Origin of the sequence: Mycobacterium sp., assembly GCF_052145595.1 — a bacterium.
Taxonomy (GTDB): domain Bacteria; phylum Actinomycetota; class Actinomycetes; order Mycobacteriales; family Mycobacteriaceae; genus Mycobacterium.
Genome location: NZ_JBKQOI010000047.1, coordinates 1 through 11,674 on the forward strand (window position 1 = coordinate 1; position 11,674 = coordinate 11,674).

The window sequence follows — 11,674 nt, forward strand, 5'->3', positions numbered from 1 at the left end:
ACCTCGATCAAGTGGCCGCTTGGTTCTACGACGCCGGGTTCGAGGTTGCCGCCAGTCGACTCCGCGTACGCTTTGTTCCCATCGCCGCTCGGCACCTCAACGAAGGTCGGTTACTCGACTGGCTCGATTACTACTACAACCAGAAGATCCTGCTCCGCTTCAGCCGCCCCGAGTCAGCGGCCCGCAACTGAGCCAACGGCTTGACTGCTGCCTCACCTGGTGTCAGCAGGCATCCGCGCAGCGCGCGTAGCAAGCGGTGTTGCGGAATCCGACTAGCTCACCCTAGGCACCTGACAGCCACGCGAACACTCAACCGCCGTCGGTCTGGCTTGGCTACGGTCACCGACGGGTCTTATCTGAGGCTCCGTTGTAACTCCGCTATGGTTTTGTGAGCCTTGATCCAGGCTCACGCAGTGAAACGCTCTGCCTAGCTGTCACTTTGAGGCCTTGGCCTGCCGCCATAGAGCGGGCGGTCACACATCGTCGTGAGATGGGCCGTATCTGCAAGGCACAACCCGCTACCGAGATGCGGCCTTAGCCGATCTTCGTCAAAGTAAAAGAATCGGCCGGCGCTTCGTCACGACGCCGCTGCTCAGCTTTAGGTTTCGTTCTCATCGCAGTGGAGACAGTCTATCGACGTCGGGCATGAGATCCGCGACAGCGAACGCAGAAGTCGGTCAAACAGGTACCAGGTGCATAGCCAGGGGGACTTCTGATCGGATACTGAACGGAATATGAATTGTCGGGATCGGGCGACGCCACGGTGGCGCGGATGAGGCCGGTGCCGTGACACTAATGGGGTGACGACAACCCCGCACAAGCACCACCATTTTCTGCGTTCAGTCGTGCGCTGGCTGCAGGTCGGCTACCCCGACGGCGTCCCCGGGCCCGACCGGGTGCCGTTGATGGCCCTGCTGCGCAGCACCCCGCTGACCGAAGAGCAGATCAAGGAAGTCGTGCGCGACATCACCGCGGAGGAAGGATCGCCGGCGACCGTAGACCACGCGATCGACCGCGACGAGATCGCCGAGTTCATCTCCGACATGACCCACTACGACGCCGGGCCGGAGAACGTCATCCGGGTGGCCGCCACGTTGGCCGCCGCCGGATGGCCGCTGGCCGGTATCGACGTCAGCAAGGTCATTCCCGGTGATGACGACGCGGAGGCGGCCCAAATGGCGGCGCGAGGTTCCGCGCCGGAAAAAGCCTCAGAGGTCGCCTCATAGCTTTGAAATGTCGATGACGAAGCGGTAGCGAACGTCGCTGGCGAGCACCCGCTCGTAGGCCTCGTTGATGTAATCCGGCTCGATGACCTCGATTTCGGGCGTTACGCCATGCTCGGCGCAGAAATCCAGCATTTCCTGGGTCTCGGCGATTCCGCCGATGTTGGACCCGGACAGGCTGCGCCGCATCAGCGCCAGCGGGAACGCAGGCACCTCCATGGGGTGTTCGGGGATGCCGAGCTCGACCAGCGTGCCGTCGACGTCGAGCAGGTTGAGGTAGTCGCCGAGCTTCAGGTTCGCCGAGACGGTGTTCAGGATCAGATCGAAGCTGCCGGCCAAATTGCGGAAGGTTTGTCGGTCGGACGTCGCGTAGTAGTTGTTGGCGCCCAGACGCAGTCCGTCCTCCATCTTCTTCAGCGACTGGGACAGCACCGAAACTTCGGCGCCCAGCGCCGCGCCCAGCTTGACGCCCATGTGGCCCAGCCCGCCTAGGCCGATGATCGCAAGACGCGTGTCGGGCCCGGCCTTCCAGTGCCGCAGCGGCGAATACAGCGTGATGCCCGCGCACAGCAGCGGCGCCGCGGCATCGAGGGGCAGCGCGTCGGGTATGCGCAGGACGTAGTTTTCATCGACGACGATCGCCTCGCTGTAACCGCCGTAGGTCGGCCGGCCGTCTTTACCGACCGAGTTGTAGGTGAAGGTTGCGCCCGGTTTGCAGTACTGGTCGATCCCGGCCTTGCAGCTGCTGCATTCCCGGCAGGAGTCCACGAAGCAGCCCACGCCCACGCGGTCGCCCACTTTGTGTTTGGTGACCTCGGAGCCCACCGCGGTCACCACGCCGGCGATCTCGTGTCCGGGCACTACCGGGTAATTCGGTTGGCCCCATTCGGCTTTGGCGGTGTGGATGTCCGAGTGGCAGATCCCGGTGAACTTGATCTCGATCGCTACGTCATGCGGACCCGGGTCGCGCCGGGTGATGGTGGTCTTGGTCAGCGGTTCGGTGGCCGAAGTGGCGGCATAGGCGGAAACAGTGCTCATCAGATAATTCCTCTTCGATCTAGGCAGTCCTAGAAAAGCTTAGCTAAGGTAAAGTTCTCAGGCCAATCGGCCAACACCGAATATCAGCTTATGGCGATGTGTGCGTACCGGGCGCCCGGATCAATTGATCGGGGCGTTGACCCAGCGCAGGTCCTCGACGATGCCGCGGGCCGCGACCAATCCCTCGCCGGTCTGCCATACCTCGTCGTTGACGACGAAAACCCGGTTGTCGTGATTGGCGGACAGCTTGCGCCACGGGTCGCTGTCCAGGACGGTGGCGGCGCGGTCCGCGGCGGCCGGTGTGGCGCACGACACGTAGATGACGTCGGCGTCGGCCGCTGAGAAATCCGCCTTCGCGAGGTCGGCATCGGTGGCGCCGATCTCGATGTAGGCCTTGTCGGTGAACCGCTGCGCCGCCGGCCTATCCACCCCTACCGCGGCAAGCACGCTGGCCGGGAAATTGTTGGCCCCGTAAACCCGAATGCTGTTGATGGTCAACTGCACAATCGACGCCTGGTAGTGGGCCGCGTCATGCATGGCCCCCGTCTGGGTGGCCCGCTGCGAGAAGCCGTTGATCAGTGCGTCTACAGCCGAACCGCGTGCCGTCGCGGCGCCGACGCCGCGCAGGTTGTCCTCCCAGTCCGCGCCGGGTGCCGCCGTGAACACCGTCGGGGCGATCGCGGCCAGCTGCGGATACAACTTCGGCGTCAACCCTTGCGATCCCAGGATCAGGTCGGGATGAGCCGCCGCGATGCCGGCCAGGTCAGGGTTTGTGCGGGTACCCACCGCGGGCAGGCCGCGCACCGCGCTGCCCAGATACGAGGGCTGACCCGAGGAGCCGTCCGGCAACGCGGCGGCGACCACCCGCGATTGCAGGCCGAGCGCGCACAGGCCGTCGAGCTGGTCACCGGAGAGCACCACAATGCGCTGCGGTTCCGCGGGCACTTGCACAACGTCCGGATTGACTCCCGCCGCGTTGTGGGCCTGTCGCGTTGGCGGCCCCGGATCGGCCGCGGCGGCGTCGCGCGCGCACGACTCGTCCGGTTGGCGACCGTTACCCAGTACCCCGGCACCGGCGATTTGAGTGGTGGGGGTGATCAGCGTCCGGGCCGGCGACGACGCTTTGGTACCGGACCCGCAACCGCTGCAGACCACGACCGCAGCCGCGGCCAGTGCGGCGCCGGCCACGAATAGCCGCGTGGGCCGGTTCCCGCCGATTCGCACGCAACCGACGCTAACATCCGGCCAGCTCGTGGCGGTCCGCCGAAACGACACGCTGGCGCCATTTAGGTATTTACGACAGTTTGTAGGACCAGCCCTGCCGTCGACTTGATCGGGGGCTAAGATTCGTCTCAATACTGGGTTCTGGGCCCCTGTCCGAGGATGTTTGGAGGAGCTGTTGACAGCCGAAGCGCCCCCGATGGGAGAACTCGAGGCCGTCCGTCCGTACCCGGCCCGGACCGGTCCCAAAGGGAACCTCGTCTACCAGCTGATCACCACCACCGATCACAAGATGATCGGGATCATGTACTGCGTCGCCTGCTTCATCTTCTTCTTCCTGGGCGGGCTGCTGGCGCTGTTCATGCGCACCGAGTTGGCCACGCCCGGTCTGCAGTTCTTGTCGAACGAGCAGTTCAACCAGCTGTTCACCATGCACGGCACGGTCATGCTGCTGTTCTATGCCACCCCGATCGTGTTCGGCTTCGCCAATTTGGTGCTGCCGCTGCAGATCGGCGCGCCCGACGTCGCCTTCCCGCGGCTGAATGCGCTTTCGTTCTGGTTGTTCCTGTTCGGCGCCACGCTCGCGATGGCCGGTTTCATCACGCCGGGCGGTGCCGCGGACTTCGGCTGGACCGCCTATACACCCTTGAGCGATGCCATCCACTCGCCCGGTGCCGGCGGTGACCTGTGGATCATGGGCCTGGCGGTTGCCGGCCTGGGCACCATCCTTGGTGGGGTCAACATGATCACCACCGTGATCTGCATGCGCGCACCCGGGATGACGATGTTCCGGATGCCGATCTTCACCTGGAACATCCTGGTGACGTCCATCCTGGTGCTGATCGCGTTCCCGTTGCTTACCGCGGCGCTGTTCGGCCTGGCCGCCGACCGCCACCTGGGGGCCCACGTCTACGACCCCGCCAACGGCGGTGTCATATTGTGGCAGCACCTGTTCTGGTTCTTCGGCCACCCCGAGGTCTACATCATCGCGCTGCCGTTCTTCGGGATCGTCAGCGAGGTCATCCCGGTCTTTTCCCGCAAACCGATCTTCGGCTACACCACGCTGGTGTACGCGACGCTGTCGATCGCCGCGCTGTCGGTCGCGGTGTGGGCACACCACATGTTCGCGACCGGAGCCGTTCTGCTGCCGTTCTTTTCGTTCATGACCTATCTGATCGCGGTGCCGACCGGGATCAAGTTCTTCAACTGGATCGGCACCATGTGGAAGGGGCAGTTGACCTTTGAGACGCCGATGCTGTTCTCGGTCGGCTTCATGGTCACCTTCCTGCTGGGTGGTCTGACCGGTGTGCTGCTGGCCAGCCCGCCGCTGGACTTCCACGTCAGCGACAGCTATTTCGTGGTCGCGCACTTCCACTACGTGCTGTTCGGCACCATCGTGTTCTCCACGTTCGCCGGCATTTACTTCTGGTTCCCGAAGATGACCGGCCGCCTGCTGGACGAGCGATTGGGCAAGCTGCATTTCTGGTTGACCTTCATCGGGTTTCACACCACGTTCTTGGTGCAGCACTGGTTGGGCGACATGGGCATGCCGCGTCGCTACGCCGACTACCTGCCCACCGACGGCTTCACGGGTCTGAACGTCGTCTCGACGATCGGCGCCTTCATCCTGGGTGCGTCGATGTTCCCGTTCGTGTGGAACGTCTTCAAGAGCTGGCGCTACGGCGAGGTTGTGACCGTCGACGACCCGTGGGGGTACGGCAACTCGCTGGAGTGGGCGACCAGTTGTCCGCCGCCGCGGCACAACTTCACCGAACTGCCCCGGATCCGTTCGGAGCGCCCGGCTTTCGAGTTGCACTACCCGCACATGGTGGAGCGGCTGCGCGCCGAGGCGCACGTGGGGCGAGCACATGGGCCCGCGAGTGGCGATGTCACCAGAGTCGACGATGTGAGCGTTCGCAGCTAATGGGCGCCGATGGACTCTAGCCGCCCCGAACGAGGCTGAGTCGAGGGTGAGCGCACCAGAAAAGGTGTCGGTGCTGATCACCGTCACCGGTCTGGACCAGCCGGGCGTGACGTCGGCGCTGTTCGAGGCGCTGTCACGGCACGGAGTCGAGCTGCTCAACGTCGAACAGGTCGTGATCCGGGGCCGCCTGACGCTGGGTGTGCTCCTGTGCTGTTCACCGGAAGTCGCCGACAGCGGCGTGCTGCGCGATGACGTTGAATCTGCCATCCGCGGAGTTGGTCTGGACGTCAGCATCGAGCGCAGCGACGACGTGCCGATCATCCGGGATCCCTCGACACACACCATCTTCGTGCTGGGCCGGCCGATCACCGCGGGTGCGTTCAGCGCGGTGGCCCGTGAGGCGGCAGCGCTGGGCGTCAACATCGACCTCATTCGCGGTGTCTCCGACTATCCGGTGACCGGCCTGGAGTTGCGGGTCTCGGTGCCGCCGGGAGCCGATGGTGCGCTGCGGACCGCCTTGTCGAGGGTTGCCACCGACGAGCATGTCGACGTGGCAGTGGAGGACTACGGCCTGGAACGGCGCGCCAAGCGGCTTGTCGTCTTCGACGTCGATTCGACGCTGGTTCAGGGCGAGGTCATCGAGATGCTGGCAGCCCGGGCCGGCGCCCAGGGAACAGTCGCCGCGATCACCGAGGCCGCTATGCGCGGTGAGCTTGATTTCGCGCAGTCGCTCCAGCAACGGGTGGCGACACTGGCGGGCCTGCCCGCCACAGTGATCGACGAGGTCGCCGATCAGCTGGAACTGATGCCGGGCGCCCGCACCACGCTGCGCACGCTGCGGCGGCTGGGTTTTCACTGCGGCGTGGTCTCCGGGGGCTTCCGGCGGATCATAGAGCCGTTGGCGAAGGAGTTGATGCTGGACTACGTTGCCGCCAACGAGCTGGAGATCGTCGACGGCACGCTCACCGGCCGGGTCGTCGGCCCGATCATCGATCGGGCCGGTAAGGCCGAGGCGCTCCGCGACTTCGCGAAGCAAGCCGGGGTGCCGATGGGGCAGACCGTCGCCGTCGGCGACGGTGCCAACGACATCGACATGCTGGCTGCCGCCGGGCTGGGAATAGCGTTCAACGCCAAGCCGGCGTTACGCGAGGTCGCCGATGCGTCCCTGAGTCACCCCTACCTGGACACGGTGCTGTTCATCCTGGGTGTGACCCGCGCCGAGATCGAGGCCGCCGACGCGGTCGACGGCGAGGTGCGCCGCGTGGAAATCCCGGACTAGCTGGGCGAGCAGACGCAGAATCGCACTGAAATCATGGATTTCGTGCGATTCTGCGTGTGCTCGCGGGAGGGGGCTACCCGACAGGTGCCGCAGCGTCGCGGTACGGCACGATGGTCGGGTGCCCGAAACCGGCTCCCAAACTGGCTCCCAAACTGGCTTGGCAACCGGTGACGCCACAGCCGACCCCGATCTGCTCGTCGATTTCAGAAATGTGTCGCTGCGCCGCGACGGGCACGTCCTGGTCGGGCCGGTGGACTGGGCGGTCGAACTCGACGAACGTTGGGTGATCATCGGCCCCAACGGCGCCGGAAAGACGTCGCTATTGCGAATCGCCGCAGCGGCCGAGCACCCCTCGTCTGGCGTCGCCTTTCTGCTCGGTGAGCGACTGGGCCGAGTCGACGTTGGGGAGTTGCGCTCCCGGATCGGACTGAGTTCCTCGGCTCTGGCGCAGCGGGTGCCCGACGATGAACTCGTGCGCGACCTCGTCGTCTCGGCCGGGTATGCGGTGCTGGGTCGATGGCGGGAGCGCTACGAGGATGTCGACTACCGCCGGGCGGTCAACATGCTGGAGAGCCTTGGCGCCGAGCACCTCGCGGATCGTACCTACGGGACGCTGTCGGAGGGGGAGCGCAAGCGGGTGCTGATCGCTCGCGCGCTGATGACCGACCCGGAACTGCTGCTGCTCGACGAACCCGCGGCCGGCCTGGACCTGGGCGGCCGCGAGGAGCTGGTGGCCCGGCTGACCGACCTGGCCGCCGACCCCGACGCGCCCGCGCTGGTGCTGGTCACCCACCACGTGGAGGAGGTTCCGCCCGGTTTCAGCCACTGCATGCTGCTGTCGGAGGGCCAGGTGGTCGCCGCGGGTTTGCTGTCCGACGTGCTGACCGCCGAGAACCTGTCCACCGCGTTCGGCCAGTCGATCGCCCTGGACGTCGTCGACGGGCGCTATTTCGCTCGGCGAGTTCGCGTCCGCGCAGCCCACCGGCGGCCCCTATGAGTGAACCCCGAGAGCCGCTGACCCCGCGCCCGGCCGCGACCGTGATGCTCATCCGCGACACACCAAGCGGTTTGTCCGTATTTCTGATGCGCAGGCACTCCGCGATGGAGTTCGCCGCCGGCGTCATGGTGTTTCCCGGCGGCGGCGTGGACGACCGCGACCGTAACGCCGATATCGCGTGGGCCGGGCCGCCGCCACAGTGGTGGGCGCAGCGGTTCGGCATCGAACCCGACCTGGCCGAGGCGCTGGTCTGTGCCGCCGCCCGGGAGACCTTCGAGGAATCGGGGGTGCTTTTCGCCGGGCCGGCCGGCGACCCGGAGGGCATCGTCGGCGATGCCTCGGTGTACGGCGACGCCCGCCGCGAGCTGGCCGACCGTACGCTGTCGTTCGCGGACTTCCTCCGCCGGGAGAACCTGGTGCTGCGTTCGGACCTGCTGCGGCCGTGGGCGAACTGGGTCACCCCGGAAGCCGAGCGCACCCGCCGCTACGACACCTATTTCTTTGTGGGAGCGCTGCCGCAGGGTCAACTCGCCGACGGTGAGAACACCGAATCCGATCGTGCCGAATGGGTGTTGCCGCAGGACGCTATCGCTGACTTCGCGGCCGGTCGTAACGTCTTGCTGCCCCCGACCTGGACGCAGCTGGACGCGCTGGCCGGCCGCACGGTCGCCGATGTGCTGGCCGTCGAGCGCCAGATCGCGCCCGTGCAGCCCATCCTGGAGAAGCGGGGCGACAACTGGGTGTTTGAGTTCTTCGATTCCGACCGCTACCACCAGGCACGGAAGTCGGGCGGATCGATGGGGTGGCCGCTTTGAACGAGTTCGTCAGCGTCGTCGTCAGCGATGGCTCGCAGGATGCCGGCCTGGCCATGATGCTGCTGTCCCGACCCCCGACCAACGCGATGACCCGCCAGTTCTACCGGGAGATCGTGGCCGCGGCCACCGAGCTGGGGCGCCGCGACGACGTGGCCGCGGTGATCCTGTTCGGGGGCCACGAGATCTTCTCCGCCGGCGACGACATGCTGGAGCTGCGGACGCTGACGGCCTCGGAGGCCGAGGAGGCGGACAGGGTGCGGCAGGAGGCCGTCGACGCCGTGGCGGGGATCCCCAAGCCGACCGTGGCCGCGATCACCGGATACGCGCTGGGCGCAGGCCTCACGCTCGCCCTGGCCGCCGACTGGGGGGTCAGCGGCGACAACGTGAAGTTCGGCGCGACCGAGATCCTGGCCGGCCTGATCCCCGGCGGCGGCGGAATGGCTCGCCTGGCCCGCGCGGCCGGGGCGAGCAGGGCCAAGGACCTGGTGTTCAGTGGGCGTTTTTTCGACGCCGAGGAGGCGCTGGCACTGGGCGTGATCGACGAGATGGTGGCCCCGGACGACGTGTACGACGCCGCCGCGGCGTGGGCGCGCCGCTTCCTCGACGGCCCACCGCATGCGCTGGCCGCCGCCAAGGCCGGCATCAATGCCGTCCTTGGACTGGCGCCGGCTGACAACACGCATCCGGACGGCGATTAGGCTGCCCTGCATGACGAGGAGTTCGAAAACCGCCCCCGACGCGGCTCCGACGCCCCATGCCACGGCCGAGCAGGTCGAAGCCGCCCGGCACGACAGCAAGCTTGCCCAGGTGCTCTACCACGACTGGGAAGCCGAGAACTACGACGAGAAATGGTCGATCTCCTACGACCAGCGCTGCGTCGACTACGCCCAGGACTGCTTCGACGCCGCCGTGCCCGACGAGGTCCTTCGCGAGCTTCCCTACGACCGTGCCCTGGAATTAGGTTGCGGGACAGGGTTCTTCCTGCTGAACCTGATCCAGGCCGGCGTTGCGCGCCGCGGGTCGGTCACCGACCTTTCGCCCGGCATGGTCAAGGTCGCCACCCGCAACGGGCAGTCGCTCGGGCTGGACATCGACGGCAGGGTGGCCGACGCCGAGGGCATCCCGTACGAGGACAACACCTTCGATCTGGTCGTCGGGCACGCCGTGCTGCATCACATTCCCGATGTCGAGCTTTCGCTGCGTGAGGCGATCCGGGTGCTGCGGCCGGGCGGCCGGTTCGTCTTCGCCGGCGAGCCCACCAGCGTCGGCGACGGATACGCCCGCACGCTGTCCACGCTGACGTGGCGGATCATCACCAACGCCACCAAGATGCCCGGTCTGACCGACTGGCGGCGTCCGCAGGCGGAGCTCGACGAATCCTCGCGCGCAGCCGCGCTGGAGGCCCTCGTCGACCTGCACACCTTCATCCCGGGTGACCTGGAGCGGATGGCCACCAACGCCGGCGCGCTCGAGGTCCAGACCTCCGCCGTCGAGTTCACCGCGGCGATGCTGGGCTGGCCGCTACGCACGTTCGAATGTGCGGTGCCTCCGGGGCGGCTGGGCTGGGGCTGGGCGAAATTCGCGTTCAACAGCTGGAAGACCCTGAGTTGGGTGGACGCCAACGTATGGCGGCACCTGGTGCCGAAGGGCTGGTTCTACAACGTGATGATCACCGGGGTCAAACCCTCCTGAACAGCGGCTTCACTGGGCTGCGCTTCAGCACGGACGACGTCAGTTACCTGCGATCGGAATCGGGTGCCGCGGCACTTGCGGTGGTCGCCGAACTCGAGTTGACGGACGCCACCCGGATCGCCGATACCGCCGCGGTGCGCGCCCGGTTCGGCGATCGGGCCCCGGTGCTGGTGGAGACGACGCTGCTGCGCCGCCGCGCGTCGGAGAAGCTGGGTGAGCTGTGCCCATCGAGTTGGTTGTTCACCGACGAGGCGCTGCAGCAAGCCACGGCCGCTCCGGTGGCGCTGCACCGGGCCGGCCGGCTGGCAACCGGGCCCGGTGGCCCGGATGTCTTAGTGCACGATGCGACGTGTTCGATCGGCACCGAACTGGCCGCGCTGCGCGGCTCGGGCGTCCGAGCAGTGGGCAGCGACATCGATGCGGTAAGGCTGGCGATGGCACGCCACAACCTGGGGGACCCCGCCGCCCTCTGCCGTGCCGACGCGCTGCATCCGGTGACCTGCGGCGCGGTGGTCATCGTCGACCCGGCGCGCCGGGAAGGCGGGCGGCGGCGCTTGCGCCCGGCGGACTACCAGCCCGGCCTGGGCCAGTTGCTCGACACCTACCGCGGCCGGGATCTCGTCGTAAAGTGTGCTCCCGGAATTGATTTCGATCAAGTAAGGCGACTCGGCTTCGACGGCGAAATCGAAGTGACGTCGTATCGCGGTTCGGTCCGCGAGGCGTGTCTGTGGTCGGCCGGGTTGGCGCAGCCGGGTGTCCGGCGTCGGGCGAGCGTCCTTGATCGCGGTGAACAGATCACCGACACCGAACCGGACGAGTGCCCGGTGCGACCGGCGGGGCGATGGGTCGTCGATCCCGACGGCGCCGTGGTCCGGGCCGGCCTGGTGCGCCATTACGGCGCGCGGCACGGGCTGTGGCAACTTGATCCCGACATCGCCTACCTGTCCGGGGATCGGCTGCCGTCGGGGGTCCGGGGCTTCGAGGTGCTCGAGCAGTTGGCGTTCGATGAGCGCCTGCTTCGGCAGGCGTTGTCGGCGCTGGACTGCGGGGCGCTGGAGATTTTGGTGCGCGGTGTGCGCGTGGACCCCGACGCGCTGCGGCGACGACTGCGGCTGCGCGGCAGCCGAGCCCTGTCAGTGGTCATCACCCGCATTGGCTCCGGGCCCGCCGATCACGCGACGGTGTTCGTGTGCCGCCCCTCTCGATAGTGCGCGGGTACTCTGGCTGCGGTCACTCTTCCAGGCGCCCAGCCCTTTTAGCCCGAAGTTACGACGGCTTTCGGGCGTGATCTGATCCCTGAGCTGGACAGAGGGCTGTGAACCGGCTTAGATATGTAGTCAGAATTATTGGCGTGTCGGATTCACTGATTCGTCGATACCCGATAGGATGCTGGCTATGCCGCGTAAGCAGGGCCGAGTTCACGTAGTCAGAGTCCAGAAGACGCACGTGGACAAGCAGGGCCGGCGCCGCGAGTACGTGTCGGTA

The 11,674-nt window shown here is 66.7% G+C and carries 10 protein-coding genes and 1 pseudogene; 9 read left to right on the plus strand and 2 right to left on the minus strand.

The genetic code is table 11. The features are described from left to right. The coding region (locus ACLP4W_RS03005) for a hypothetical protein (protein ID WP_442383991.1) at window positions 1-191 on the plus strand (191 nt) is incomplete at its 5' end. Between the two features lie 609 nt (window positions 192-800). Next, window positions 801-1,226 carry a DUF3349 domain-containing protein gene (locus tag ACLP4W_RS03010; protein WP_442383993.1) on the plus strand — a complete coding sequence of 142 codons (426 nt, stop codon included), beginning with the start codon at window positions 801-803 and terminating at the stop codon, window positions 1,224-1,226. Here the strand turns inward: ACLP4W_RS03010 and ACLP4W_RS03015 are convergent. Together ACLP4W_RS03015 and ACLP4W_RS03020 are read right to left on the minus strand one after the other, a co-directional pair. Next, window positions 1,221-2,261 (minus strand): NAD(P)-dependent alcohol dehydrogenase, encoded by a 1,041-nt coding sequence (locus ACLP4W_RS03015; protein WP_442383994.1) that lies wholly within the window; start codon window positions 2,259-2,261, stop codon window positions 1,221-1,223. The genes ACLP4W_RS03010 and ACLP4W_RS03015 overlap by 6 nt on opposite strands. Window positions 2,262-2,381: 120 nt before the next feature. Continuing rightward, a complete protein-coding gene (locus ACLP4W_RS03020) occupies window positions 2,382-3,449 on the minus strand; it encodes an iron-siderophore ABC transporter substrate-binding protein (RefSeq protein ID WP_442384007.1) in 1,068 nt (355 codons plus the stop codon). A 211-nt stretch (window positions 3,450-3,660) separates the two neighbouring features. Here ACLP4W_RS03020 and ctaD point away from each other — a divergent pair, with 211 nt between their 5' ends. The 7 genes and pseudogenes from ctaD (at window position 3,661) to ACLP4W_RS03055 (ending at window position 11,397) form a co-directional block, all read left to right on the plus strand. Further along, window positions 3,661-5,406: an aa3-type cytochrome oxidase subunit I gene (gene ctaD / locus ACLP4W_RS03025; RefSeq protein ID WP_442383996.1), complete on the plus strand. Its 1,746-nt coding sequence runs from the start codon at window positions 3,661-3,663 to the stop codon at window positions 5,404-5,406. 46 nt (window positions 5,407-5,452) lie between these two features. Next, on the plus strand, window positions 5,453-6,685 hold the full coding sequence (gene serB, locus ACLP4W_RS03030; RefSeq protein WP_442383998.1) for a phosphoserine phosphatase SerB: 1,233 nt from the start codon (window positions 5,453-5,455) through the stop codon (window positions 6,683-6,685). Window positions 6,686-6,803: 118 nt separating this feature from the next. Further along, the gene (locus tag ACLP4W_RS03035; protein WP_442384000.1) at window positions 6,804-7,682 is read left to right on the plus strand and encodes an ABC transporter ATP-binding protein; all 879 of its coding nucleotides are present in this window, start codon (window positions 6,804-6,806) and stop codon (window positions 7,680-7,682) included. Beyond that, a complete protein-coding gene (locus ACLP4W_RS03040) occupies window positions 7,679-8,497 on the plus strand; it encodes an NUDIX hydrolase (protein ID WP_442384002.1) in 819 nt (272 codons plus the stop codon). The genes ACLP4W_RS03035 and ACLP4W_RS03040 overlap by 4 nt, the downstream gene beginning before the upstream one ends. Continuing rightward, window positions 8,494-9,171, plus strand: a pseudogene (locus ACLP4W_RS03045) (enoyl-CoA hydratase); the annotation flags it as partial. The gene ACLP4W_RS03040 and the pseudogene ACLP4W_RS03045, both read left to right, overlap by 4 nt. Before the next feature lie 34 nt (window positions 9,172-9,205). Beyond that, entirely contained in the window at window positions 9,206-10,189 is a 984-nt protein-coding gene (locus ACLP4W_RS03050) for a class I SAM-dependent methyltransferase (RefSeq protein WP_442384004.1), read from the plus strand. Next, a complete protein-coding gene (locus ACLP4W_RS03055) occupies window positions 10,123-11,397 on the plus strand; it encodes a THUMP-like domain-containing protein (RefSeq protein ID WP_442384006.1) in 1,275 nt (424 codons plus the stop codon). Before ACLP4W_RS03050 ends, ACLP4W_RS03055 begins: the two co-directional genes overlap by 67 nt. Window positions 11,398-11,674 lie beyond the last annotated feature (277 nt).

Bases quoted from the DNA above. Each gene is read 5' to 3' on its own strand.
- ACLP4W_RS03050 (WP_442384004.1), top strand. From the start codon at position 9,206: ATGACGAGGAGTTCGAAAACCGCCCCCGACGCGGCTCCGACGCCCCAT.
- ACLP4W_RS03040 (WP_442384002.1), top strand. From the start codon at position 7,679: ATGAGTGAACCCCGAGAGCCGCTGACCCCGCGCCCGGCCGCGACCGTG.
- ACLP4W_RS03015 (WP_442383994.1), bottom strand. From the start codon at position 2,261: ATGAGCACTGTTTCCGCCTATGCCGCCACTTCGGCCACCGAACCGCTG.
- ACLP4W_RS03055 (WP_442384006.1), top strand. From the start codon at position 10,123: ATGGCGGCACCTGGTGCCGAAGGGCTGGTTCTACAACGTGATGATCAC.